Source organism: Streptomyces sp. NPDC037013 (assembly GCF_055607265.1).
This window is the reverse complement of sequence record NZ_JBVJRV010000003.1, coordinates 913,575-936,907: the sequence shown is the minus strand read 5'-3', so window position 1 is coordinate 936,907 and position 23,333 is coordinate 913,575. Positions and strand designations below refer to the sequence as shown.

Below are 23,333 nucleotides of genomic sequence, written 5' to 3'. Positions count from 1 at the left end.
CGGGCGCGCCGCCTCCCGCCCTTCAAGTGGCCGCAGTTACAGTGCTGTGCCCCCCCCACACACACGCACAACGCCACCCCTGTTCTCTCCCCCCACGACTACATCCCGTATCCCCGAACTCCCGTACCACTACCAGTAGTTCCATCGGAAAGGGAACGTCAGCCGTGTCTCAGCACTTGCCTCACATACATCACATGCGTCACTTACGTCCCGGGCCCGCCGCCGTCGCCTCCGCGGCCGCCGTCGTCATCCTCACCCTCGGCCTCACCGGCACCGCCCACGCCGCCGCACCCGCAACACCCGCCGGCGGCTCCAGCGCCCGCGCGGTCGGCGATTCGGATCAGCCGGACAATCCCCTCTACGACGCGCCCGAGAGCTTCGACGTCGCGTCCGGGCGGGAGGCCGTCTCGCTCTCCTGGAGTCCGCTCTCCGCTGCCACCGCCTACGAGGTCTCCCGCGCCGAGGCCGAAGGTGCCGGGCCGGACGAGGTCGGGCCGTATGAATCGCTGGGCACCGTCACCGGGTCCGAGTACGTCGACAGTGCCGCCGACCCCGACGTCACGTACTCCTACCGGGTCCGCGCCCTGGACGACGCCGGGCACGTCTCGCCCTGGACCGGACCCCGCCGTGGCACCCGGGACACCGTCGCGCCCTTCGCGCCCCGCGATCTCACCCGTGTGCGCGAGGACGAGCGCGGTGTCACGCTGACCTGGCGCAGCGGCGACTCGGACTCCGTGAAGTACGTCGTCTACCGCGCCGAGTCCCCCAACTCCAGGTGGGTGAAGGCCGGTTCGACGACTTCGCTGACCTTCCGCGACACGAAGGGCGAACCGGGCCGCACGTACGTGTACGAGGTGCGGGGCGTCGACGCCGTCGGGAACGAGTCCCCGGGGTCGAACTGGGAGACCGGCACCAAGACCGCCGTCCCCGCCGCCACCCCCAAGGCCCCCGTCCTGACCGATTCGCACATCGTGGGCCAGCGGCTCACCCTGCGCTGGTCGCAGAACCAGGACGTCCCCGTCTCCTCCTACACCGTCTACCGGTCGCGGACGTCCCCGGTCGACATCACCGACGCGGCCAACCGCGTGGGCACCGCCACGCGGACCGAGTACACCGCCACCGTGGGCGAGGACGAGCGGGACTACTTCTACGCCGTCGTCGCCACGTCCACGCACTCGGTGCCCTCGCCCGCCTCCGCGTCCGTGAAGCCGGCGTACACGGCGCCGCGCCCGCCCGGCGCCACGCAGGTCTACGACATCGCCGCGGGCAAGGGCAGCGTCCGGCTCGACTGGTACGTCGTGCCGTACGGGAGCGACGAGTCGCGGATCACCGGTTACCGCGTCTATCGCGCGACCACACCCGGTGTCACCAAGGAGAACGCCGAGTTCAGCAAGTCCACCACCGATTCGCGGTACGTGGACAGCGGGCTGACGGCCGGGACGACGTACTACTACGCCGTCGCCACCGTAAACGAGGACGGCCTGGAGTCCGCCCTCTCGCCCGAGGTGTCGGCCACGCCGACCGCCTGACGGGGCAGGGCCCGCACTTCGGAGCCGGGCGGCGGCTCCGCAGTGCAGGCCCTGGCCCAAGCTCCGGCCCCGGCTCCGCGCCGCGGGCGTCCCGGACTTACGACCAACGGACGATCAGATCCCCGTCCCCGGACAGGGGTAAAAGACGCCCACGCCTCTTACTCTGGCGTGATGACCGACACCGACGGAGTCCTGCGCAAGCCTTACCGTGCCCTCAGCACCGGCATCGTCTCCGTCGTCCTCCTGATCGCCTTCGAAGCGACCGCCGTCGGGACCGCGATGCCGGTCGCGGCCCGCGAGTTGGACGGCGTGTCCCTGTACGCCTTCGCGTTCTCCGGGTACTTCACGACCAGCCTCTTCGGCATGGTGCTCAGCGGACAGTGGGCCGACCGCCGCGGGCCGCTGGGGCCGCTCGCCGCCGGGATCGGCCTCTTCGCGGCGGGGCTGCTGCTGAGCGGCACCGCCGGGGGCATGTGGGTGTTCATCCTGGGGCGGGCCGTGCAGGGGCTCGGCGGCGGACTCGTCATCGTCGCGCTGTACGTCGTCGTCAGCCGGGCCTACCCCGAGCACCTGCGGGCGTCGATCATGGCGGCGTTCGCGGCGAGCTGGGTGGTGCCGTCCGTCGTGGGACCGCTGATCTCCGGGACGGTCACCGAACACCTCGGCTGGCGCTGGGTCTTCGTCGGTATCCCCGTCCTCGTGACCGCGCCGCTCGCCCTCGCGCTGCCCGCGATACGGCGCACCGCGTCCGGGCCCGTCGACCCGGACGCGCCGCTCGCCGCCTTCGACCGGCGGCGGATCCGGCTCGCGCTCGGCATCTCGCTGGGCGCGGGGCTCCTCCAGTACGCGGGCCAGGACCTGCGGTGGCTCTCGCTCCTGCCTGCCGCGGCGGGGGCGGCCGTCCTCGTGCCGGCCGCGCTCGGGCTGCTGCCCAAGGGGACGTACCGGGCCGCCCGCGGGCTGCCGTCCGTGGTGCTGCTGCGCGGTATCGCCGCGGGGTCGTTCATCGCCGCCGAGTCCTTCGTGCCGCTGATGCTCGTCACGCAGCGCGGGCTGAGCCCGACCATGGCGGGGTTCTCGCTCGCCGTGGGCGGCGCGACCTGGGCGTTCGGCTCGTACGTCCAGTCGCGGCCCCGCATGGAGCCGTACCGGACGCGGCTCGTGGCCATGGGCATGGTGCTCGTGGCCGCCGCGATCCTCGCCGCGCCGACCGTCCTCCTCGATGCCGTGCCCGTGTGGGTCGTCGCCGTCGCGTGGGGCTTCGGGTGCCTCGGCATGGGCATGGTCATCGCGTCGACCAGCGTCCTGCTGCTGCGGCTCTCCGCGCCCGCGGACGCCGGGTCCAACTCGGCCGCGCTGCAGATCTCCGACGGGCTGTCGAACGTCATCCTCCTCGCCGCCGGAGGCGCCGCGTTCGCCGCGCTGGGCGGGGGAGCGGTCGGCGAGGCCGGTCACGGGGCGGCCGACGCCGCCGGCTCCCACCCGGCCGCCTTCGTCGCCGTCTTCCTGCCGATGGCCGCGGTCGCCCTGGTCGGGGTGTGGGTGGGGACGCGGCTCCAGGGGCCGGGGCGGGAGCCGGGGGCGGCGGCGGACGCGGGCGTGTCGGTGGATGTGGTCGCGGTGACGGCGGACGTGACCGGGACGACGACGGGGGTTGTCGGGGCGGCGACGGAAATGGGTGGGGTGGCGGGTGACGCGGTGCCGGACAAGCCGTAGCCCCCGCCCGGGGGGCGGTTCCTCGTGCTCCTAGGTTCGTCTGGCTTGCTGCCCGGCTGTTGATCTGCGGGTCCGCCGTGGTTGTTCGCGCAGTTCCCCGCGCCCCTGGGTTCGTTCGTCTTGCCGTCCGGCAGCCCACCTGCGGGTTCGCCGTGGTTGTTCGCGCAGTTCCCCGCGCCCCTGGGTTCGTTCGTCTGCTGCCCGGCTGTCTACCTGCCGGCCCGCTGTGGTTGTTTGCGCAGTTCCCCGCGCCCCTTAGTCGCCCGCCCCGGCCGGCGCCCCACCTGCGGGCCCGCCGTGGTTGCTCGCGCAGTTCCCCGCGCCCCTTAGTAGTCCGCCTTGGCCTGCACGTCATCCGCCACCCCGCCCAGCCAGGGTGGCGTCACACGTCCTCGTGTGAGCCCCGTCGCACCCGTGGTCGGTGCCGTCTTGTCGTCGGGGGCGGGGCGGCGCATCACCGGTAAGGTGGCCCGGTTGTCATACGTGCCGCCGACCCGCGAACCCGGAGACCGTGACTACCACCAGCGCCGCCGCCAACTCCTCCCACCACCTCTCGCCCGCCTTTCCCGGGCGTGCCCCCTGGGGTACCGCCAACAAGCTGCGCGCCTGGCAGCAGGGCGCGATGGAGAAGTACCTCCAGGAGCAGCCGCGAGACTTCCTGGCCGTCGCCACCCCGGGCGCCGGCAAGACGACGTTCGCGCTCACGCTCGCGTCCTGGCTGCTGCACCACCACGTCGTCCAGCAGGTCACCGTGGTCGCGCCCACCGAGCACCTGAAGAAGCAGTGGGCCGAGGCCGCCGCCCGTATAGGCATCAAGCTCGACCCCGAGTACAGCGCGGGTCCGCTCAGCAAGGAGTACCACGGGGTCGCCGTGACGTACGCGGGCGTCGGCGTGCGGCCGATGCTGCACCGCAACCGCTCCGAGCAGCGCAAGACCCTCGTGATCCTCGACGAGATCCACCACGCGGGCGACAGCAAGTCGTGGGGTGAGGCGTGCCTGGAGGCGTTCGAGCCCGCCACGCGCCGGCTCGCGCTGACCGGTACGCCGTTCCGGTCCGACACGAACCCGATCCCCTTCGTCACGTACGAGGAGGGGAACGACGGAATCCGGCGTTCCTCCGCCGATTACACGTACGGCTACGGAAGCGCGCTGGGCGACGGCGTCGTGCGGCCCGTCATCTTCCTCTCCTACAGCGGCAACATGCGGTGGCGTACGAAGGCCGGTGACGAGATCGCGGCGCGGCTCGGCGAGCCGATGACCAAGGACGCCGTCTCGCAGGCGTGGCGCACCGCCCTCGACCCGCGCGGCGAATGGATGCCGAACGTCCTGAAGGCCGCCGACAAGCGGCTCAGCGAGGTCAGGAAGGCCATCCCGGACGCGGGCGGGCTCGTCATCGCCTCCGACCAGGACTCCGCGCGCGCCTACGCCAAGCTGATCCGCGAGATCACCGGGGCCAAGGCCACCGTGGTCCTCTCCGACGACGCCGGGGCGTCCAAGCGCATCGACGACTTCAGCGGCGGCACCGACCGGTGGATGGTCGCGGTCCGCATGGTCTCCGAGGGCGTCGACGTGCCGCGTCTCGCGGTGGGCGTGTACGCCACGACGATCTCGACGCCGCTCTTCTTCGCGCAGGCCGTCGGCCGTTTCGTGCGGTCCCGGCGGCGCGGCGAGACGGCGTCCGTCTTCCTGCCCACCGTCCCTGACCTGCTGACCTTCGCCAATGAGATGGAGGTCGAGCGCGACCACGCCCTCGACAAGCCGAAGAAGGAAGGGGAGGAGGACCCCTACGCCGAGTCCGAGAAGGAGATGGACGAGGCGAACAAGGAGCAGGACGAGGACACCGGCGAGCAGGAGCAGTTCTCCTTCGAGGCGCTGGAGTCCGAGGCCGTCTTCGACCGGGTGCTCTTCGACGGCGCCGAGTTCGGCATGCAGGCGCATCCGGGCAGCGAGGAGGAGCAGGACTACCTCGGCATCCCGGGGCTCCTCGAACCCGATCAGGTGCAGATGCTGCTCCAGAAGCGGCAGGCCCGGCAGATCGCCCACAGCAGGAAGAAGCCGGACGAGGAGGCGGATCTCCTCGAGCTCCCCGCCGAGCGGCGTCCGGTCGTCTCCCACAAGGAGCTGCTGGGGCTCCGCAAGCAGCTGAACACGATGGTGGGCGCGTACGTCCATCAGAGCGGGAAGCCGCACGGGGTGATCCACACCGAGCTGCGGCGCACGTGCGGCGGGCCGCCGAGCGCGGAGGCGACGGCGGGGCAGCTGCGGCAGCGCATCGAGAAGGTCCAGGAGTGGGCCACCCGCATGAAGTGACGTTCGGGTAAGGAGCCGGGGGCTCAGAGTGGGGAGGTGCGGGTTCCGAGTGGGGAGGTGGTGTGCGGAGGTCGTGCACGCCCCCTCACCGGTGCCCGCCGCGTAACGGGGCAATGGGGGGCGCTCAGGGCGTCCCGGTGCCCGGATTCTGGACGAAGTCTTCCGCTGAGCGGGACGGCCTCGCTAATGTCCCCGCACAGCACACGCCCCGTGGCAGCGCCGCCGCGGAGCGCAGCCGGTGTTCCGACCGGCGGCCTCTGACGCGCGTCGCCCACGGGACCGGCGACGCAACCGCCGCGTAGGGGGGCCGCCGACCCTCACCTAAGGAGTGGGCGTCGTGACCGCGGAGACTTCCCAGACGCTCGACCGAGGACTGCGCGTCCTCAAGCTGCTGGCCGACACCGACCATGGACTCACGGTCACCGAGCTCTCCAACAAGCTCGGGGTGAACCGGACCGTGGTGTACCGCCTGCTCGCCACGCTCGAACAGCACGCTCTCGTACGACGGGACCTGGGCGGCCGCGCCCGCGTCGGCCTCGGTGTGCTGAGGCTCGGCCGCCAGGTGCACCCGCTGGTGCGCGAGGCCGCGCTGCCCGCGCTGCGCTCGCTCGCCGAGGACATCGGGGCCACGGCACATCTGACCCTGGTCGACGGCACGGAGGCCCTCGCGGTCGCGGTGGTGGAGCCGACCTGGACGGACTACCACGTCGCCTACCGCACCGGTTTCCGCCATCCGCTGGACCGGGGCGCCGCGGGCCGCGCGATACTCGCCGCCCGCCAGGGCCTGGTCACCGACCCCGGTTACGCGCTCACCCACGGCGAGCTGGAGGCCGGCGCGAGCGGCGCCGCGGCCCCGCTGGTCGGGGTGACGGGGCTGGAGGGCAGCGTGGGGGTCGTGATGCTGGCCGACTCGGTGCCGGAGCGGGTGGGACCGCGGGTGGTGGACGCGGCGCGGGAGGTCGCCGACGCGTTGCGCTGAGGCCGCGCGGGCGGGCGGTTCCACGGGGCTCGGCAAATCGCCGGCTGCGCCGAGCTCGTCCTCAAACGCCGGACGGGCTTGATTGGGCGCGATCGTTCTCGGGTGCCGGGTGGGCATGGTGTGCCGGGTGGGCTGGAAACTCGGAGTTCCGGGGGGCGCGTTAGATTGATCCCGTGTTCTCCCTCTCTCGTCTCACGCGTCCCCAGGCCCTCGCCGTCTGTGCCCTGCCCGTCGTGGCTCTGCTCGCCGTGGTGGGGTTCGCGCCGTTGCCGTTCGCCGTGGCCCAGCCCGGTGGCACGGCGAACGTGCTCGGGGACCACGAGGGCAAGCCCGTGCTCACCGTCTCCGGCGTGCCCACGCGGAAGACGAGCGGGGAGCTGCGCATGACGACGATCGTCGCGACGGGGCCGCAGACGGACAATTACCTGGGTGACGTGATCGACGGGTGGTTCCGTACGGACCGTGCCGTGATGCCCAAGAGCTCCGTCTACCCCGTCGGCGACAGCGTGAAGGAAGTCGAGAAGCACAATCTCGGCGACATGAAGAAGTCGCAGGACGACGCCACGAAGGCCGCGCTCGCCTACCTGAAGGCGAACGGCGTCGACGGCACCGACAAGGTGAAGGTCAAGGCCGACCTCGGCAAGATCGGCGGGCCGAGCGCCGGCCTGTTCCTCTCGCTCGGCATCATCGACAAGGTGGACGGCGACGGCAGCGGCCGCGACCTCACGGGCGGCCGCAAGATCGCGGGCACCGGCACGATCGAGGCCGACGGCACGGTCGGACCGGTCGGCGGGGTGGCCCTGAAGACGCAGGCCGCCGGGCGGGACGGCGCGACGGTCTTCCTGGTCCCCCGGGACGAGTGCTCGGACGCGAAGGCCGAGCTGCCGAAGGGGCTGCGGCTGGTGCCGGTCACCACGCTGAAGGGCACGGTCGAGTCGCTGCGGGCCCTGGAGAAGGGCGCGAAGGTCCCGAGCTGCTGACCAGGCGCAGCCCGCATTCGACGAGGGTCCAGCCGAGCCGGGCGCGGACGGGCCGGGTGCGGACGGGGCGGTGGGTGCGCCGTACGGCGGCCGCGCGCCGTAATTCCCCGGCGCGGGCGTCGTGCAGCATCAGGTGGACGTCGGGATGCATGCGGTGTTCCTTTCACGTGTCCGGTGTCAGGGTCAGGTGTCAGGTGCCGTCGGACCTCGGCCGGGTCGGGAAGACGTGGGAGTGCACGCGCACCTTCGCCACGTCGGGGTCGTCGTCGTCCGGCGCCGCCGCGCGGTAGCTCTCCATGAGTTCGTGGACCTTGTGGCTCAGTTCGCAGGCGAGCGCCGGGGTCAGGTCCAGGGTGAAGTCGCTGGTGTCCGCGGCCTCGATCCACTCCTGCGGCCACTCGTGCCGCGTGGCGATCCAGGTGGACACCTCCTGGGCGCGCTGCGTCGCGTACTCGTGGAGGAGGGTCTCCAGGGCGCCCCGCACCTCCGGGTCCCGGTCCCGCAGGAGGCTCTCGTCGGTCCAGGTGCCCTGGTGGACCGAGCGCCACCACCGCTCCCTGCCCTTGCCCAGGTCGGGGTCGTCCTCCACGAACCCGTACTCGGCGAGCTGCCGCAGGTGGTAGCTGGTCGCACCGCTCGACTCACCCAGGCGGGCGGCGAGTTGGGAGGCGGTCGCCGGTCCGTCGAGCCGCAGGGAGGAGAGCAGCCGCATCCGCAGGGGGTGGGCGAGGCCGCGCAGCGAGCGCGCGTCCAGGTGGTGGACCTTGCGGGGCGGGGGCTCTTGCGTCATGTCCTCAGCGTAGAGATGCAAAGACTCCGTTGCAACGGGTTCTTTGCAACGGAGTCTCTGTAACTGGCCGACAGGCAAGAGGAATTGAAGCTGCCCGGTGGGCTACTCCTTCACGAAGCCCTCCTGCACCAGCCAGTCCTTCGCCACCTCGTGCGGGTCCTGGCCCTCCACGTCCACCTTGGAGTTGAGGTCCCTGGCCACCGTGTTGTTCAGCTTCCTGGTGATGGGGGCGAGGACCTCCGCCATCTCCGGGTGCTTCTTCAGGGAGTCGCTGTTGATCTCCGGGGCGGCGTTGTAGTTGGGGAAGAAGTGCCGGTCGTCGTCCATCGTCGTCAGGTTCATCGCCTTGATGCGGCCGTCGGTGGTGAAGACCTCGCCGTAGGTGCACGACCCCTTGGACGCCTGCGTGTAGATGATTCCGGTGTCCATCTTGGTGATGTTGGAGGAGGGCACCTTCATCCCGTACTCCCTCTCCATGCCCGGCAGTCCGTCCTCCCGCGAGGCGAACTCGCTCTCCACGCAGAGCGAGACGGCCTTCGGGTCGGACTTGGAGAGCGCGGCCACGTCCGAGAGCGTCTTCGTCCGGTACTTGGCGCGGTTCCGCTCGTTCGTCGCCAGCGCGTACGTGTTGTTGAGCGCGGCCGGCGCCAGCCAGGTGACGCCGTTCTTCAGGTCGGCGTCGCGCACCGCACTCCACTGCTTCTGCGGGTCGTCGATGGGCTCGGTGTTGCCCTGGTACGTGATCCAGGCGGTGCCCGTGTACTCGTACATCGCGTCCGCGTCACCGCTCTTGATGGCCTCGCGCGCGCCGATGGAGCCCTGGATGCCGGTGCGGTCGAGGACGTCCGCGCCGGCCGCCTCGAAGGCGATGCCCATGATCGCGCCCAGGATCAGCTGTTCGGTGAACTCCTTGGACGTGACCGTGAGATCGGCGCCCTTCAGGGGCAGCCCCCGGCCGATGGAGCCCGGCTTCACGTCGTCCACCATCGGGCTGCCGCTGGTGAGTCCGCACGCGGCGAGCAGCGCGCCGCCCAGGACGCCGACGAGGGCCGTGCGCGGGGTGGTCCTCATGAGCTCACCTCCAGTCCGCGCGGGCGCAGCAGCAGTTCGGCCAGCGAGGCCAGCCAGTCGACGAGGAGCGCGAGCGCGATCGTCAGGATCGAGCCGAGCATGAGGACGGGCATGCGCTGGTTGGTCATGCCCGTCGTGATCAGGTCGCCGAGGCCGCCGCCCCCGCCGAACGTGGCGAGCGTCGCCGTGCCCACGTTGAGGACGAGCGCCGTGCGCACGCCCGCGAGGATCAGCGGTACGGCGAGGGGGAGTTCGACCCGCGTCAGGACGCCAAGCGGTGACATGCCGATGCCGCGCGCCGCCTCCAGCAGGGTCGGGTCGTTGGCCTTCAGGCCGGCGATCGTGTTGGAGAGGACCGGCAGGACGGCGTAGATGATGATGCCGATCAGGGCGGCCTTCTCGCCGATGCCGAGCCAGATCACCAGGAGGGCGAGGAGGCCGATCGCCGGGGTCGCCTGGCCGATGTTGGCCAGCGCCATCGCGGCGGGGGCGGCCCTGCGCAGCCGCCCGCGGGTCAGCAGGATGCCCAGCGGGATGGCGATGATCAGGACGAAGAAGGTCGAGATCGCGGTGAGCTGGATGTGCTGGCGCAGCCGGAGCCAGACATTGCCGTCCGCCAGCGCGTTCTCGGAGATCGAGTCGAGGTCGGCCTGCTGGAACCACCACCAGGTCGCCAGCAGGACCACCGCGAGGACGGCGGGCAGGAAGGTCAGCTTCTGCCAGCCGACCTTGCGGGGCTGCCGGGCGCCGAGCGGCGCGGGAGGGGCTTCCGGTTCGGCCTCTCCCTCGTCGCGGAAGGCGAGGCCCTTGACCTCGTGCTCGCCCGCGGGGCGCGACGCCTCCTTCGGCGTGGGCCTGCGGTCCGGGATCCGGGGCGAACCCCCGGGGGTGCCCCTCACGCCTTCGCCTCCCCGCCGTGGCCCTCCTGCTCCTGGTGGGTCAACCCGGCGCGCTGCTCCTCCAGTTGGTGCTGGTGCTCGACGGCGTCGAGCCGGTCGGCCTCCAGCATCTCGTGGACGGAGTTCATCAGCGTCTCCATGTCGACGACGCCCGTGTACTCGCCGCGCCGCCCGGTCACCGCGACCCGCCCCGCGTTGTCGGTGAGGACCGCCTCCAGGGCGTCGCGCAGGGTGGCGTCGCGGGTCACGGTGTCGTGGACGAGGGTGCCGGCGCGGGCCAGCGACCCCTTGGCGCGCATCAGGTCGCCGCGGCGCAGCCACTTGTAGGGGCGGCGGCGCTTGTCGAGCAGGAGGAGTTCGTTGGTGCCGCCGGCGCGCAGCTTGTCGAAGATGTCCTGGAGCGGGTCGTCGACGGTCACCGTCGGGATGTCGGCGATCTCCACGTCGCGTACGCGGGTGAGGTTGAGGCGTTTGAGGGCCGCGCCCGCGCCGACGAAGCCGGAGACGAAGTCGTCGGCGGGGTTGGTGAGGATGGCCTCCGGGGTGTCGAACTGCGCGATGTGCGAGTGCTCCCGCAGGACGGCGATGCGGTCGCCGAGCTTGATGGCCTCGTCGAAGTCGTGGGTGACGAAGACGATGGTCTTGTGCAGTTCGTGCTGGAGCCGGATCAGCTCGTCCTGGAGGTGGTCGCGGGTGATCGGGTCGACCGCGCCGAACGGTTCGTCCATCAGGAGTACGGGCGGGTCGGCGGCGAGCGCCCGGGCCACACCCACGCGTTGCTGCTGGCCGCCGGAGAGCTGGCGGGGGTAGCGGCCGTGGAACTCGGCCGGGTCGAGCCCGACGAGGTCGAGCATCTCCGCGACGCGGGACCTGATCCTCGACTTGCCCCAGCCGACCATCTTCGGCACGAGCGCGATGTTCTGGGCGACGGTCATGTGCGGGAAGAGCCCGGAGGACTGGATCGCGTAGCCGACCTTGCGGCGCAGTCTCACCGGGTCGATGTCGGTGACGTCCTCGCCGTCGATGCGGATGCGGCCGCTGGTCGGCTCGATCAGGCGGTTGATCATCTTCAGCGTCGTCGACTTCCCGCACCCCGAGGGGCCCACGAAGATGACGATCTCGCCCGCCTTGATCTCCATGGTGACGCTGTCCACGGCCGGTTCGCTGCTGCCGGGGTAGCGCTTGGTGAGGTTCTCCAGCTCGATGGTGGCCCCGGAGGTGGTGGCCCCGGAGGTCGTGGCGGGCCGCCCGGCGCCCTCGGGCCTCGCGCCCGACTCGGTGGCGCCCGACTCCGTCGCGCTCCGGTCCGGCGCGCTCCCGCCGGTGGTGGTCTCAGACACGGATCCCCCTCGGGATGGTCAGCCGGCCGATCAGGACGTACGCGGCGTCGAAGAGCAGCGCGAGGACGACGATGCCGAGCGTGCCCGCGAGCACCTGGTTGAGCGCGTTCTTGCTGCCGAGCGAGCCGATGCCGCGGAAGATCTCGTTGCCGAGCCCGGGGCCCGATGCGTACGCGGCGATGGCGGCGATGCCCATCAGCATCTGGGTGGAGACGCGGATGCCGGTCAGGATGGGCGGCCAGGCGATCGGCAGCTCCACCCGGAAGAGCCGGGCCGGCCGGGACATCCCGATGCCCTTGGCGGCGTCGACGAGCGACGGGTCGACGCCGCGCAGGCCGACGATGGCGTTGCGCACGATCGGGAGCAGCCCGTACAGGGTCAGCGCGACGACGGTCGGCGCGACGCCGAGCCCCACGACCGGGATGAGCAGGCCGATCATGGCCAGGGACGGCACGGTGAGGATGGTGGAGGTGACGGTCGTGGCGAGATTGCCCGCCCATTCGCTGCGGTAGGTGAGGACGCCGATCAGTACGCCGATGAGGGTGGCGACGACCATGCACTGGAAGACGGCGCTCGCGTGCTGGTACGCGTCCGTCAGCAGTTGCTGGTGGCGGTTGCCGAGGTAGTCCCAGAAATTCACTGAAGTGCTCACCTCGCCCTTTTCCGGAGGTACTCACAAGGTCGGTGACCCGGGTCGGTGACTCGGGCCGGGTGACTCGGGTCGGGTGACTCAGGGGTCTTCGGACGCCTGCTCCACCAGCGGGATGATCCGCAGCGGAACGGGGTTTTCCATGACGATGGCCGTGGAAGCCCGGACGATGCCATCAAAGCCGACGACCCGGTCGATCACCCGCTGGAGATCCGCGTTCGACCGGGCGACCAGGCGGCAGAGCATGTCGCCGTGGCCGGTGATGGTGTGCAGTTCGAGGACCTCGGCGACGGTCGCCAAGTGGGCCCGTACGTCGGCTCCCTGGCCCTGTTTGATCTCCAGGGTCGCGAAGGCGGTGACGGGGTAGCCGAGCGCCGCCGGGTCCACTTCGGGGCCGAATCCCCGGATGACTCCATTGGACTGAAGCCGGTCCATCCGCGCCTGCACGGTGCCGCGCGCCACCCCGAGCCTGCGGGAGGCCTCCAGGACCCCGATGCGGGGCTCGCGCGCCAGGAGCACGATGAGCCGGCCGTCCAGATGATCGATCGACATGGCGCCTCCGTGATGGTCATGATGTACAGATAGCCCGCCCATACTGGCCAGTGCCTGTGCAGATTGACCACTGAAAGCGCGAACTATTGCGCATCTTGCGGTTCGGCGGGAGCCTCTGCTCATGACTGAGACCACCACCCACACCACCCCGGACACCGCGCGCGAGGCCGACCCCTTCCCGGTCAAGGGAATGGACGCGGTCGTCTTCGCCGTGGGCAACGCCAAGCAGGCCGCGCACTACTACTCCACGGCGTTCGGCATGAAGCTGGTCGCCTACTCCGGACCGGAGAACGGCAGCCGCGAGACCGCGAGTTACGTGCTCACGAACGGCGGTGCGCGCTTCGTCTTCACCTCCGTCATCAAGCCCTCCACGGACTGGGGACACTTCCTCTCCTCCCACGTGGCCGAGCACGGTGACGGCGTCGTCGACCTCGCCATCGAGGTCCCGGACGCCCGTGCCGCGTACGCCTACGCCGTCGAGCACGGCGCCCGCGGCATCACGGAGCCGTACGAGGTCAAGGACGAGAACGGCACGGTGGTGCTGGCCGCCATCGCCACGTACGGCAAGACCCGCCACACCCTGGTGGAGCGCACCGGGTACGACGGCCCGTATCTGCCCGGTTTCGTGGCCGCGAACCCGATCGTCGAGCCGCCGGCCAAGCGCACCTTCCAGGCGATCGACCACTGCGTCGGCAACGTCGAGCTCGGCAAGATGAACGAGTGGGTCGGTTTCTACAACAAGGTCATGGGCTTCACGAACATGAAGGAGTTCGTGGGCGACGACATCGCGACCGAGTACAGCGCGCTGATGTCGAAGGTGGTCGCGGACGGCACCCTCAAGGTGAAGTTCCCGATCAACGAGCCCGCCATCGCCAAGAAGAAGTCGCAGATCGACGAGTACCTGGAGTTCTACGGCGGCGCCGGCGTCCAGCACATCGCGCTCGCCACCAACGACATCGTGGCGACGGTGCGCACCATGCGCGCGGCCGGCGTCCAGTTCCTCGACACCCCGGACTCGTACTACGACACCCTCGGCGAGTGGGCCGGTGAGACCCGCGTCCCCGTCGAGACCCTGCGCGAGCTGAAGATCCTCGTCGACCGCGACGAGGACGGCTACCTGCTGCAGATCTTCACCAAGCCGGTCCAGGACCGTCCGACCGTCTTCTTCGAGATGATCGAGCGGCACGGCTCGATGGGCTTCGGCAAGGGCAACTTCAAGGCGCTCTTCGAGGCGATCGAGCGGGAGCAGGAGAAGCGCGGCAATCTTTAAGCGGGGCAATCTCTGAGCGGGGTTGATCACGGGCTGCGCCAGCTCGTCCTCAGTCTCAGCCGCCGGACAGGCTCTGCCTGTCCGGCGGTTTCGCGCTGTTCCGTGTCTCGGCGGCAGGGCCGGCAGATTTATCCACGTTTCAATTTGACTGTCGCGGGGGCGCATATAGAACCCCCGCAATCAACTGTTTACGAAAAACTATTTGGTACGGTTCTTAATTTTCTGTACGGCCATGACGGTGCGGGCCGTGCCCGGTGGGGCAGCAGGGCAGCCCCAGGTCGTGGCTGCTTATGAAGAGGGCGCACGCCTCCGCTTTCACCGCCTTGCCGGCCGCGCCCCACGTGCGCCCCTCTTGCGCCCCTTGTCCGCCTGCCTATCCGGAGCAGGTGTTGTGATGTTGCCCTTTTCGTACATACGTTGGTCCTGCGGATTTGACCCTCTCGATTTCTGGGACGAGGTCTAATTGAATTCGCCGCGCATATTTTTTCTGTGCGTATCGTCCTCAAAAAGGGAGAACGATTATGACGTACGAGCGTCCCACGCTCACCAAGGCCGGCAGCTTCCGCAAGGTGACCGGCATCAAGAACACCGGCCCCAAGGACGTCCTCGGCGGCAAGCAGCTCCTCTGATCGGGGCGGCCCCGGCCGCTGAGCGGTTCTGAGTCGCAGAACGTTTGCGCCGGCCCCTGAACAGGCCGGCTGTCGGGTGGTGGCGTCCAGCCGCCACCCGATCCTCTGCTCCGGGCATCACCTCACCGCCGACCAAAGGCCGTTGCTCATGGCTCCGTTCCTCTCCCTCCAGGCCGCACCCGCCTGGTTCATCGCGTTGCCCGACACCGCCGCGGCCGCGCCCCTTGCCGCCAGAGCGCACCGCTACGCCACCCGGAGTCTGCTTCATGCCTCTGGACGACCGTGGCTGGTCGGCCGCTGGAAGGAGAACTCGGCCGTGACGGGGCGGTGTGGGGGCACCCGTATCGCGGTGATCGGGGAGCACGCCGTCACCGAGCACCATCTCGACCGAGTCGCTGCGGACACCGGCCCCGCCGCACTGACGGCCCTCGACCGCGCTGCACGCCGGCCCGGCAGCTTCCACCTGGTGAGCAGCTCCGGCGGCCGGGTGCACGTACGGGGCGGCGTCGTGAACTTACGGCGCGTATTCCACGCCGAAACCGCGGCATTCGGCTCCGGGCCGGTCAGCGTGGCGTCGGATCGGGCCGACGTGCTCGCCGAACTGATCGACGCTGATCTCGACGAAAGCCGGATCGCCCTCGAACTGCTCACCTCAGGAGCGCCGTACCCGCTGTCGGAGCCCCCGCTGTGGCAGGGCCTGCGGGCCGTACCCCCAGGACACTTCCTGACCCTCGACGCCGACGGCCGGACCACCATCAGGCGGTGGTGGTCGCCACCCGATCCCGTCGTCCCCCTCGCCGAGGGCGCCCGACACCTGCGGGAGGCGCTCACCGAAGCGGTCGGCGTACGCACCCGCGGGCGCGAGCTGGTGACGGCGGATCTGGGCGGACTGGACTCCACCGCCCTGTGCTGCACAGCGGCCCGCGGTGACACCAAGGTCGTGGCGTACACGGCCGCGCTCCACGACGAATCCGGTGACGACGTGTACTGGGCCCGGCGCACCGTCCAGGGACTCGAAGGCATCGAGCACCACGTCGTAGCGGCCAAGGACACGGCCATGACCTTCGACGGGATCGACACCCTCCACGACATCCTGGACACGCCCAGCATCATCACCGTCGACCGCAACCGCCGGATGGGCATCGTGGAAATGGCCGCGGCCCGCGGATCCACCCTGCACATGACCGGACTGGGCGGCGACGAACTCCTCGCCGGCACGCCCGCCCGGCTGCATCCTCTGTTGCTGACCCATCCGTCGACCGCGCTGCGCAACATCCGCGGATACGCCGCCAAGTACCAGTGGACCCGGCGGGCGACGCTGCGCCAGCTCCTGGACCGGCGCTCCTACCGGAGCTGGCTCGGCCGCGTGGCCCGCGACCTGACCGGGCCGCCTCCCGGCACGAACACCCCGCTGCTCGACTGGTCCGTACCACCCCGGATGGCTCCCTGGGCCACGCCGGACGCCGTCGCGGCCGCCCGCGAACTGATACGCGCCGGCCTGCCCGGCACCGAACCCCGGGGCAGGGGCCACGGTGAGCACCGAGAACTGGTCGCGATGGACGGCATCTCCCAGTGGACCCGGCACATCGGCCAGATGGCCGCGCCCCTGGGCATCACCGTCGCCGCCCCCTACTACGACACTCGCGTCATCGAGACCTGCCTCGCCGTGCGGCCGCAGGAACGGATCACCCCCTGGCGGTACAAACCCCTGATCGTCGAAGCCATGCGCGGCGTCGTGCCGGAAACCAGCCGGACGCGCGGCACCAAGGCGAACGCCACGTTCGAGGAGGAGGTCGGCCTGCGCGAGCATCGTCGGCGGCTGCTGGCACTGTGTGATGACTCGCGGCTGGCCCAGCTCGGCCTGATCGACGAGAACATCCTGCGTGAATGGTGCCGCCGCTCTCTCGCCGCGGAGACGGAGAGCTACCAGCTGCACTCGACGATCGCCTGCGAAGTCTGGCTGCGCGCCCGCGAATTGACGCCCCCGCCCCCTGGGAACACCGTCCCCGCCCAGCCTCTCGCCGACCGTAAGGAATGATCTTGATGCACGCCTTGAGGCCCGGCGTCCTGATGACCGAGACCGAATACGGCGCGGCGCTGCTCGACCAGAAGAGCGCCGAATACTGGACCCTCAACCCGACGGCGGCCCTTGTCCTGCGAACTCTGCTGGACGGTCGTGCCCGCGGCACGGAGCGGGCCGTCGAGGCGCTGACCACGCAGTACGACGGCATCGACGCCGACGAGGCGGCCAAGGACGTCGACACCATCGTCGGCGAGCTGCGCTCCGCGGGACTGCTCACCACATAGCGCCCGCATGCGACAGGCACAGGCCCGCGGTCACACTCCTGCGCCACGCCCTCCTTCGACCGAAGAGGTACGCATGACGACCCCGGAAGCTCTCCCCTACGATCCGCGCTCCATACCGGCGGGCCGCCGCTTCACCGCCCGGATGGCCGTGGGCTGTGCCCATGTACTGGCCACCTTGCCGCCGGGCCGCATCCGCACCGTCCTGGCCGGGCTGCGTCACGGCGCCCGGCCCGCCACCTTGTCCGAGGCGGAGAAGGCCCGGGAGACGGTACTCGCCGTAAGCCTGTCCGCCGGCGGACAGAAGGGCTGCCTCCCGAGATCCCTGGCCACCGTGCTGCTCTGCCGGTGGTACGGCCACTGGCCCACCTGGTGCGTGGGCGTGCGCAGCCGGCCGCCCTTCGCCGCCCACGCCTGGGTGGAAGCCGAGGGTGTCCTCGTCGGCGAAGACGCGTCACCCACATACTTCCAGCGCTTCTTCACCGTGGAGTGAGCCGATGACCACGGCCCCCGGCATCGAGGACCCCCGGCCCCTCACCGGGCCCGCCGACGGCTCCGACGCGCCTGAGGAGGACACGGCTCCCGAACGCCCCTGGGCTTCACAACGAGCGCTCATGACCCATCTGCGCCCACAACGATGGCGCATGGCCGCAGGTGTCCTGCTCGGGCTCGTCGGCAGCGTCATGGGCCTGGCCCAGCCCTTGGCGGCCAAGCGTGTGATGGACGACATGAGCCAGGGCCGGCCGACCGCCGGCCCCATCCTCATGCTCAGCCTGCTGGTGGTCACCGGCGCGGTACTCGCCGGGCTGGGCCACTACGTGCTGCAGTGGTCGGCCGAGTCCATGGTCTGCGCCGCCCGCTGCCGGCTGACCGAGCGGCTGCTGCGCCTGCGGGTGCCCGTGGTGGAGCGCACCGAGCCGGGCGACCTGATCGCCCGCGTCACCTCCGACACGACGTTGCTGCGCCAGACCGCGCCCCAGGCGGTGTCCGCCGCCGTCACCGGCACGCTGGTCACCGCTGCGACCGTCGTCATCATGGGCTTCCTCGACGCCGTCCTGCTCTGCGTCACTCTCGGCGTGATCGCGTTCGTCGGGGTCATCGTCGCGGTCGTGGCTCCGCGCATCGGCCGCGCCACCCGGCAGGTGCAGGATGCGGTGGGCCACATCGGCGGCGCCCTGGAGCGCGTCCTGGGAGCCTTTCGCACCGTCAAGGCATCGGGTGCCGAGCACTGGGAGACCCGAGCGCTGCACCGTGCGGCCGAACACGCCCGCCGCAGAGGTACGCGGGCCGCAGTGTGGGAGGCGGTGTCGGCCACGGCGTCGGCGGTGGTCGTCCAGGTGTGCTTCCTCGTCGTGCTCGGGGTGGGAGGCGCCCGGGTCGCGTCCGGCACGATCAGCGTCTCCACCCTCGTCGCCTTTCTGTTGTATCTCTTCGCCCTCGCTCCTCGCGTCGGTCAACTCGTCGAAGGAGTGAGCCAGTTCCAGATCGGATCCGCGGCGGCTGCCCGCATCGAGCACATCGAGACGCTCGAGGCCGAACAGGTGAAACCCGAGCACGCGGCCGAGCCCGCGCGGGGAGTGACAGCGGGGGGCGACTCACCCGATATGGCCGCCGAGGACTGCCGGTCACCACTCGACGTGACGTTCCGGCACGTCCGTTTCTCTTACCGGCCCGGACTGCCCCCGGTGCACCACGAGGTCTCCTTCACCGTGCCCAGACGCGGTCTGACGGCAATCGTGGGCCCGTCCGGCGCAGGCAAGACCACCGTCTTCTCGCTGATCGAGCGCTTCTACGAACCCGATGCCGGGTGCATCCTCGTGGGCGGCGAGGACACACGGCAGTGGCCCCTGGGCCGGCTCCGCGCATCCATCGGCTACGTCGAACAGGACACCCCCGTCCTCGCCGGCACACTGCGGGACAACCTGACGCTCGGCGCCGGCGAACCCTCCGGCGAAGAACTCGCCCAAGTGCTGTACATGGCACGGCTGGACACCTTGCTGGACCGCCTCCCCCACGGGCTGGACACCCATGTCGGCCACCGCGGCAGCCGCCTCTCCGGGGGCGAGCGACAGCGTGTGGCGATCGCCCGCGCTCTGCTGCGCCGCCCGAGGCTGCTGCTGATGGACGAAGTCACCTCACAACTCGACGCGGCCAACGAGGCGGCACTGCGCGACATGATCACCGATGCCGCCCGCGACACCACCGTCATGGTGATCGCCCACCGGCTCTCCACCGTCACCACGGCCGACCGGATCATCGTCATGGAGGCCGGACGCGTACGAGCGATCGGCACGCACGGCGAACTCATCGAGCATGACGCCCTCTACGGCGAACTGGCGCACACGCAACTCCTCAATCACTGACAACACGGATGTAGTTGAGGCATCACTCCTGATCCGGGCGGGACATGTGCAGACATTGGCTAGGGTGCGTCCATGGCCAGGATCAACGACGTCGGTGGCATGCAGGGCTTCGGGCCGCTCGACACCACCGACGACACCGAGCCCTTCCACGCCGACTGGGAGGCGCGCGTCTTCGCACTCAACAGCGCGTTGGTGCGCGAAGGTGTCTACAACCTCGACGAGTTCAGGGACGCCATCGAGTCGATGCCGCCCGCCGACTACCTGGCGGCCTCGTACTACGAGCGCTGGTTCCACGCCATCCGCACGCTCCTCGAACGCAAGGGCGTACTCGAAGAGGGTGCCCTCGATCCCGGACCGGGTGCCCTCGATGAGTGACCGCTTCGGCCCCGGCGCCCGCGTCCGCACCGTGGCCCACGACCCGCCCCACCACACCCGCCTGCCGCGATACGCCCGGGGGAGACGCGGCGTGGTCGTCGAGCCCGAGGGGCGCCACCCGCTCGCCGACGTCCGCTCGCAGGGGCGGGACGACGCACCGGTCGAGCAGGTCTACGCGGTGCGCTTCACGGCGCGGGATCTGTGGGGCGAGGGCGACCACGACGTCGTGCTCGACCTGTGGGAAAGCTATCTGCTGGAGGACGACACCCCATGAGCGGTACGCACACGGACGCCCGGATCTCCCGGCAGGTACGCCGCCTGGAGACCCTCTTGGAGGAACGCGGCATCGTCGTCGGTGCCGTGCTCGACGAGACGCTGGACGCCTTCCTCGCCGGCGCCACCCCGCTGAACGGCGCGCGCGTCGTCGCGCGGGCCTGGACCGACCCGGCGTACAAGGGGCGGCTGCTCGCCGACGGCACGGCGGCCGTCGCCGAACTCGGCTACTCCGCCGGGGGAGTCCAGCCCCAGCGGCTGCGCGTCGTCGAGAACACCGAGGACACCCACAACGTCGTCGTGTGCACGCTCTGCTCCTGCTACCCGGTGCGGCTCCTCGGCCCCTCGCCCAGCTGGTACAAGAGCGAGGCCTACCGTTCGCGGGTGGTGCGCGAACCCCGCGCCGTGCTCGCGGAGTTCGGGCTGCGGCTGCCGGCCGGCACGCGGATCACCGTCTGGGACTCCAGCGCCGAGACCCGCTACCTGGTCCTGCCGCGCCGCCCCGCGGACGCCGGCTCCCTCACGGAGGAGGAGCTCGCGGCCCGGGTCACCCGCAACGCCCTGATCGGCACGGCGGCGCTCTAGGGCTCTTCCGTGCGCCACCGGTGATCGGGCAGGAAGCTCACGTCGAAACGCTCGGGGACGTCACGGAATTTGTCGGGTCCGGGGACCAGCGGGCGGTGCGGCAGACCGTGCCGCTCCGTGGGGGCGCCGAGGTTCTCGAAGAACCGCTCGAAGGTGCCGCCCGGTCCCGCGGCGACGCCGACGACCTGGCTGTGGTGGCGCTCCATGCGGTAGGCGTGGCGGCAGTTCTTCGGCACGAAGCCGAAGTCGCCCGGGGTGAGCAGCTTCTCCTGCTGGACGCCCTCGGTGTCCTCGACGAAGAGGCGGACCGCGCCCTGCGTGACGTAGAAGACCTCGTGGGTCTCGGCGTGCACGTGGGCCGGTATGACGTCGCCCTTGGGGCCCTCGACGGTGAAGAAGTTGAAGGTGTTCTCGGTCTGCTCGCCGCCCGCGTAGACGGTGATGAGGTCCCCGAACAGGTGGGCGCGGTCGCCCTCGCCCTTCTCGATGAAGTAGGGCTTGCCGGGCTCCGGGGGGATGCGGGAGGCCCGGCGGTGGCGGGTGGCGTACTCGATGGTCATGGCGCTCCTCGGTGTACTCGGTGGTCCTCGATGTCGGACACCAATGTCAGGTACCCTGACATTAATGTCGCAGAAACCCGGTCACCGCAACCTCCCCCAGCTCCTCGGCGAGGCCCGCCGCTGGTTCGAGGAGGGACTCCTCGCCGCCATGGCGGCCGCCGGGGCCCCGCCCGTCTCCCCGACCCAGGCCCAGCTCTTCGCCGTCCTCGACGACGAGGGCACCACCGTCTCCGAGCTGGCCCGCCGCATGGGCGTCACCCGGCAGACCGCCCACCAGGCCGTCCACGGCCTCGTCGGCGCCGGGCTCCTTACGCAGGTGCCGGATCCCGCATCCGCCCGGCGGCGCCTGATCCGGCGCACCCCGGCCGGTGAGAGCGCCCACCGTGCGGCCGTCGCCGTCCTCGCCCGCATGGAGGAGCGGCTCGCCGAACGCATCGGCGGCACGGCCGTCGACGCCCTGCGGGCCGCCCTGGAGGCGCCGTGGGGCCCGCCGCCCGCACCGGACCCGGTGGCCGACGCCTGACCGCCGGGTTCAGTTCGCGGACGACCCGCGCCCCGAACCGCTCCCGCTCCCTCTCCTGCCCCCGGTCCGGCCGCTCGACGTGCCCGGCGCCGTCCGGCGCTGCGACGTGCCCCGAGGGGTCGTCCGGCGCGGCGCCGCCTGCCGGGGCGAAGAGGCCTGCGGGCCCTGCGCGACCGGATCCGGCGCGTACATCTCCTCGGGTCCGCCCTCCGGCGGCTCGCCCAGCTCCTCCAGCGCCTCCTTCGCCGCGGGCACGCCCAGCGGCGAGAAGTACGGGTTGACGCGCAGCGCCTCGCCGAGGTGGCGGCGCGCGGCGCCGTAGTGGGCCAGCTCCCGCTCGATCTGCCCCCGGTGGAAGGCGAACAGGGCGCTGCGCGGCCCCTTGTCCATCGCCTTCGTGACCAGCTTCAGGCCCGCCTCGCTCTTCCCGGAGCGGTGCAGCGCCCAGCCCAGCGCGTCCGCCGTCTGCGGGCTGCCGTGCCGCTTGTACTCCGCGCTGAGCCGCTTCACCGCCCTGTCCGCGTCGCCGTGGTCCGCCTCGAAGAGCCCGAGGATCCGCTCGTCGTTGACGCCGGCCGCGCCCTCCTGCTTCACCCGGGCCCGCACCATGTCGTACTGCGCCTTCGCGGCGGGCCGCAGCTTCAGCGACTGGTACAACTCGCCCAGTTCGAGGGCGTATTCGGGTAGCGGCTGTCTGGCGAGCGCCGAACGGTAGGCCTGCAGCGCCTCCGAGGAGCGGCCCAGCGCGGCCAAGGCACGGCCCCGGCCCGCCATCGCCGGGTGGTGGTCGGGGTCGGCGGCGAGCGCCGCGTCGTCGTAGCGCAGCGCCTCCGCCGGCTCGCCCCGCTCCCAGGCGAGCTCCCCGACGCGGTGCAGGCACGCCGCCTTCTCCGCCGGGGCCTCGGCGAGCGCCGCCGCGTCGGCCAGTGCGGTGTTCGCGTTCTCGCGCCAGCCGCGGTCGCGGTAGACCTGCCCGGACCACTCCAGGACCGCGGGGCCCGAGCCCAGCTTCTGCAGCGCCTCAAGGGCCCTGCCGACGCCCTTCGCGTCGCCGAGCCCGCTGTACGCGTCGATCAGCGGCGGGTAGACCGTCCACCGCTTCGGGGCCTGCCGCGCCGCGAGCTCGCCCCACTTCTTGGCGGCGCGGTAGTCGTGCCGGGCGTTGGCGAGCGTGGCCAGGCCGGTCAGCGCCTCCGGGTTGCCCTCCGGCCGCACCCGCAGGGAGGTGTTCAGCGCGGTCTCGGCCTTCGGGAAGTACGTGACGTCGGCGGTCCGCTCCGCGCGCGCCACGTAGGCCGAGCCGAGCACCGCCCAGGACTGCTCGTCGCGGGGGTGCGCCCGCACCTGCGCCTCGCGCTCCCCGATGAGCGCCGCCAGGTCGGGCAGCGCGGCGGGCGCCCCCGTCCCCACGGCCGCCATCGCCCGCCCCGCGGGCCCCAGCGCGGGAGGTGCCGCGTCCTTCCCCTCCGGCGGCAGCAGCACGACGACGCCGCCGAGCAGCACGCTCCCCACGGCGGAGGTGATCAGTCCACGTTTCACCCAAGGGTTCATGGCCTTCACTGTGCGTCAATACGAAGAGCACATCCCGGCATGGTGAAGGGCATCGCAGACGGGTTCACACCGATGGCCCCGGGT

Annotated in this window: 23 protein-coding genes; 15 read left to right on the top strand and 8 right to left on the bottom strand. The window is 71.0% G+C overall.

All coding sequences use genetic code 11. The features are described 5' to 3' along the window. The first annotated feature begins 194 nt into the window (after positions 1-194). The 5 genes from ACZ7DY_RS14055 to ACZ7DY_RS14035 all read left to right on the top strand — a co-directional run bounded on the left by ACZ7DY_RS14055 (position 195) and on the right by ACZ7DY_RS14035 (position 7,515). Positions 195-1,529, top strand: a complete 1,335-nt coding sequence (locus tag ACZ7DY_RS14055) for a hypothetical protein (protein ID WP_471134251.1) — start codon at positions 195-197, stop codon at positions 1,527-1,529. A 171-nt stretch (positions 1,530-1,700) separates the two neighbouring features. Next, a complete protein-coding gene (locus ACZ7DY_RS14050) occupies positions 1,701-3,245 on the top strand; it encodes an MFS transporter (RefSeq protein WP_471134248.1) in 1,545 nt (514 codons plus the stop codon). A gap of 511 nt (positions 3,246-3,756) precedes the next feature. After that, positions 3,757-5,556 carry a DEAD/DEAH box helicase gene (locus ACZ7DY_RS14045; protein WP_471134245.1) on the top strand — a complete coding sequence of 600 codons (1,800 nt, stop codon included), beginning with the start codon at positions 3,757-3,759 and terminating at the stop codon, positions 5,554-5,556. Between the two features lie 337 nt (positions 5,557-5,893). Then, the gene (locus tag ACZ7DY_RS14040) at positions 5,894-6,535 is read left to right on the top strand and encodes an IclR family transcriptional regulator (protein WP_471134242.1); all 642 of its coding nucleotides are present in this window, start codon (positions 5,894-5,896) and stop codon (positions 6,533-6,535) included. Positions 6,536-6,708: 173 nt separating this feature from the next. After that, the gene (locus ACZ7DY_RS14035; RefSeq protein WP_471134239.1) at positions 6,709-7,515 is read left to right on the top strand and encodes a S16 family serine protease; all 807 of its coding nucleotides are present in this window, start codon (positions 6,709-6,711) and stop codon (positions 7,513-7,515) included. A 190-nt stretch (positions 7,516-7,705) separates the two neighbouring features. Here the strand turns inward: ACZ7DY_RS14035 and ACZ7DY_RS14030 are convergent, their stop codons facing one another. The 6 genes from ACZ7DY_RS14030 to ACZ7DY_RS14005 all read right to left on the bottom strand — a co-directional run bounded on the left by ACZ7DY_RS14030 (position 7,706) and on the right by ACZ7DY_RS14005 (position 12,816). Beyond that, positions 7,706-8,305: an ArsR/SmtB family transcription factor gene (locus ACZ7DY_RS14030; RefSeq protein ID WP_471134236.1), complete on the bottom strand. Its 600-nt coding sequence runs from the start codon at positions 8,303-8,305 to the stop codon at positions 7,706-7,708. Positions 8,306-8,407: 102 nt separating this feature from the next. Continuing rightward, a complete protein-coding gene (locus ACZ7DY_RS14025; RefSeq protein WP_471134233.1) occupies positions 8,408-9,376 on the bottom strand; it encodes a glycine betaine ABC transporter substrate-binding protein in 969 nt (322 codons plus the stop codon). Next, a complete protein-coding gene (locus tag ACZ7DY_RS14020) occupies positions 9,373-10,245 on the bottom strand; it encodes an ABC transporter permease (protein ID WP_471134584.1) in 873 nt (290 codons plus the stop codon). The genes ACZ7DY_RS14025 and ACZ7DY_RS14020 overlap by 4 nt, the downstream gene beginning before the upstream one ends. Positions 10,246-10,271: 26 nt before the next feature. Further along, a complete protein-coding gene (locus tag ACZ7DY_RS14015) occupies positions 10,272-11,480 on the bottom strand; it encodes a betaine/proline/choline family ABC transporter ATP-binding protein (RefSeq protein ID WP_471134581.1) in 1,209 nt (402 codons plus the stop codon). Positions 11,481-11,607: 127 nt separating this feature from the next. Further along, positions 11,608-12,255: an ABC transporter permease gene (locus ACZ7DY_RS14010; protein WP_471134579.1), complete on the bottom strand. Its 648-nt coding sequence runs from the start codon at positions 12,253-12,255 to the stop codon at positions 11,608-11,610. A 90-nt stretch (positions 12,256-12,345) separates the two neighbouring features. Continuing rightward, positions 12,346-12,816 carry an Lrp/AsnC family transcriptional regulator gene (locus ACZ7DY_RS14005; protein WP_361723912.1) on the bottom strand — a complete coding sequence of 157 codons (471 nt, stop codon included), beginning with the start codon at positions 12,814-12,816 and terminating at the stop codon, positions 12,346-12,348. Between the two features lie 121 nt (positions 12,817-12,937). Here ACZ7DY_RS14005 and hppD point away from each other — a divergent pair, with 121 nt between their 5' ends. From hppD to nthA, 9 genes are all read left to right on the top strand, one after another. After that, positions 12,938-14,086, top strand: coding sequence for a 4-hydroxyphenylpyruvate dioxygenase (gene hppD / locus ACZ7DY_RS14000; RefSeq protein WP_471134231.1), 1,149 nt, complete (start codon positions 12,938-12,940; stop codon positions 14,084-14,086). A 521-nt stretch (positions 14,087-14,607) separates the two neighbouring features. Further along, the gene (locus ACZ7DY_RS13995; protein ID WP_158688462.1) at positions 14,608-14,715 is read left to right on the top strand and encodes a keywimysin-related RiPP; all 108 of its coding nucleotides are present in this window, start codon (positions 14,608-14,610) and stop codon (positions 14,713-14,715) included. 148 nt (positions 14,716-14,863) lie between these two features. Beyond that, positions 14,864-16,753 carry a lasso peptide isopeptide bond-forming cyclase gene (locus ACZ7DY_RS13990; protein WP_471134228.1) on the top strand — a complete coding sequence of 630 codons (1,890 nt, stop codon included), beginning with the start codon at positions 14,864-14,866 and terminating at the stop codon, positions 16,751-16,753. Positions 16,754-16,758: 5 nt separating this feature from the next. Then, entirely contained in the window at positions 16,759-17,022 is a 264-nt protein-coding gene (locus tag ACZ7DY_RS13985) for a lasso peptide biosynthesis PqqD family chaperone (RefSeq protein ID WP_471134226.1), read from the top strand. Between the two features lie 73 nt (positions 17,023-17,095). Then, positions 17,096-17,512 (top strand): lasso peptide biosynthesis B2 protein, encoded by a 417-nt coding sequence (locus ACZ7DY_RS13980; protein ID WP_471134224.1) that lies wholly within the window; start codon positions 17,096-17,098, stop codon positions 17,510-17,512. A 4-nt stretch (positions 17,513-17,516) separates the two neighbouring features. Further along, positions 17,517-19,382 (top strand): ABC transporter ATP-binding protein, encoded by a 1,866-nt coding sequence (locus tag ACZ7DY_RS13975; RefSeq protein WP_471134222.1) that lies wholly within the window; start codon positions 17,517-17,519, stop codon positions 19,380-19,382. Positions 19,383-19,454: 72 nt separating this feature from the next. Continuing rightward, positions 19,455-19,757 carry a hypothetical protein gene (locus ACZ7DY_RS13970; RefSeq protein WP_471134220.1) on the top strand — a complete coding sequence of 101 codons (303 nt, stop codon included), beginning with the start codon at positions 19,455-19,457 and terminating at the stop codon, positions 19,755-19,757. Further along, a complete protein-coding gene (locus tag ACZ7DY_RS13965) occupies positions 19,750-20,031 on the top strand; it encodes an SH3-like domain-containing protein (protein WP_471134218.1) in 282 nt (93 codons plus the stop codon). The genes ACZ7DY_RS13970 and ACZ7DY_RS13965 overlap by 8 nt, the downstream gene beginning before the upstream one ends. Continuing rightward, positions 20,028-20,615, top strand: coding sequence for a nitrile hydratase subunit alpha (gene nthA / locus ACZ7DY_RS13960; RefSeq protein ID WP_471134216.1), 588 nt, complete (start codon positions 20,028-20,030; stop codon positions 20,613-20,615). The genes ACZ7DY_RS13965 and nthA overlap by 4 nt, the downstream gene beginning before the upstream one ends. Here the strand turns inward: nthA and ACZ7DY_RS13955 are convergent. Continuing rightward, complete coding sequence (locus ACZ7DY_RS13955; RefSeq protein ID WP_471134214.1) at positions 20,612-21,175, bottom strand: quercetin 2,3-dioxygenase; 564 nt, start codon at positions 21,173-21,175, stop codon at positions 20,612-20,614. The genes nthA and ACZ7DY_RS13955 overlap by 4 nt on opposite strands. Before the next feature lie 64 nt (positions 21,176-21,239). Between ACZ7DY_RS13955 and ACZ7DY_RS13950 the strand changes: the two genes are divergently transcribed. After that, positions 21,240-21,698, top strand: a complete 459-nt coding sequence (locus ACZ7DY_RS13950; RefSeq protein WP_471134211.1) for a MarR family winged helix-turn-helix transcriptional regulator — start codon at positions 21,240-21,242, stop codon at positions 21,696-21,698. A 9-nt stretch (positions 21,699-21,707) separates the two neighbouring features. Here ACZ7DY_RS13950 and ACZ7DY_RS13945 read toward each other — a convergent pair whose 3' ends face one another. Further along, on the bottom strand, positions 21,708-23,237 hold the full coding sequence (locus ACZ7DY_RS13945; protein ID WP_471134209.1) for a tetratricopeptide repeat protein: 1,530 nt from the start codon (positions 23,235-23,237) through the stop codon (positions 21,708-21,710). Between the last annotated feature and the right edge of the window lie 96 nt (positions 23,238-23,333).

What these genes read in the sequence shown, in the direction of transcription:
- ACZ7DY_RS14055 (WP_471134251.1), top strand. Translation starts at nt 195, where the DNA reads ATGCGTCACTTACGTCCCGGGCCCGCCGCCGTCGCCTCCGCGGCCGCC.
- ACZ7DY_RS14050 (WP_471134248.1), top strand. Translation starts at nt 1,701, where the DNA reads ATGACCGACACCGACGGAGTCCTGCGCAAGCCTTACCGTGCCCTCAGC.
- ACZ7DY_RS14030 (WP_471134236.1), bottom strand. Translation starts at nt 8,305, where the DNA reads ATGACGCAAGAGCCCCCGCCCCGCAAGGTCCACCACCTGGACGCGCGC.
- ACZ7DY_RS14025 (WP_471134233.1), bottom strand. Translation starts at nt 9,376, where the DNA reads ATGAGGACCACCCCGCGCACGGCCCTCGTCGGCGTCCTGGGCGGCGCG.
- ACZ7DY_RS14005 (WP_361723912.1), bottom strand. Translation starts at nt 12,816, where the DNA reads ATGTCGATCGATCATCTGGACGGCCGGCTCATCGTGCTCCTGGCGCGC.
- hppD (WP_471134231.1), top strand. Translation starts at nt 12,938, where the DNA reads ATGACTGAGACCACCACCCACACCACCCCGGACACCGCGCGCGAGGCC.
- ACZ7DY_RS13995 (WP_158688462.1), top strand. Translation starts at nt 14,608, where the DNA reads ATGACGTACGAGCGTCCCACGCTCACCAAGGCCGGCAGCTTCCGCAAG.
- ACZ7DY_RS13990 (WP_471134228.1), top strand. Translation starts at nt 14,864, where the DNA reads ATGGCTCCGTTCCTCTCCCTCCAGGCCGCACCCGCCTGGTTCATCGCG.
- ACZ7DY_RS13985 (WP_471134226.1), top strand. Translation starts at nt 16,759, where the DNA reads ATGCACGCCTTGAGGCCCGGCGTCCTGATGACCGAGACCGAATACGGC.
- ACZ7DY_RS13980 (WP_471134224.1), top strand. Translation starts at nt 17,096, where the DNA reads ATGACGACCCCGGAAGCTCTCCCCTACGATCCGCGCTCCATACCGGCG.
- ACZ7DY_RS13975 (WP_471134222.1), top strand. Translation starts at nt 17,517, where the DNA reads ATGACCACGGCCCCCGGCATCGAGGACCCCCGGCCCCTCACCGGGCCC.
- ACZ7DY_RS13970 (WP_471134220.1), top strand. Translation starts at nt 19,455, where the DNA reads ATGGCCAGGATCAACGACGTCGGTGGCATGCAGGGCTTCGGGCCGCTC.
- ACZ7DY_RS13965 (WP_471134218.1), top strand. Translation starts at nt 19,750, where the DNA reads ATGAGTGACCGCTTCGGCCCCGGCGCCCGCGTCCGCACCGTGGCCCAC.
- nthA (WP_471134216.1), top strand. Translation starts at nt 20,028, where the DNA reads ATGAGCGGTACGCACACGGACGCCCGGATCTCCCGGCAGGTACGCCGC.
- ACZ7DY_RS13955 (WP_471134214.1), bottom strand. Translation starts at nt 21,175, where the DNA reads ATGACCATCGAGTACGCCACCCGCCACCGCCGGGCCTCCCGCATCCCC.
- ACZ7DY_RS13950 (WP_471134211.1), top strand. Translation starts at nt 21,240, where the DNA reads ATGTCGCAGAAACCCGGTCACCGCAACCTCCCCCAGCTCCTCGGCGAG.